This is a genomic window from Rhizobium ecuadorense (assembly GCF_001187535.1).
GTDB lineage: Bacteria > Pseudomonadota > Alphaproteobacteria > Rhizobiales > Rhizobiaceae > Rhizobium > Rhizobium ecuadorense.
Window position 1 is genome coordinate 1 of the sequence record NZ_LFIO01000226.1, and the last position, 206, is coordinate 206.

General features: G+C 62.1%; 1 pseudogene. It reads left to right on the forward strand.

Annotated elements, in window-relative coordinates:
* Positions 1 to 206: pseudogene (locus tag AF337_RS05645) on the forward strand (adenylate/guanylate cyclase domain-containing protein); the annotation flags it as partial.

The window sequence follows — 206 nt, forward strand, 5'->3', positions numbered from 1 at the left end:
GTGTCGCGTCGGTGGCGCTCGGCGTCGACCCCACCATCGAACCCGATGCCATCATGCTCGGAAAGCTGCGTATTCCCACCGATATCGGCCAACGCCTGCCGGTGACTTTTTATGGCGGGCATGGCAGCATCGCCACCTTCAGCGCCGCAGATGCGCTAGATGGCAAGCTTTCGGCGGATGCGATCACTGGTCGCATCGTCGTCATC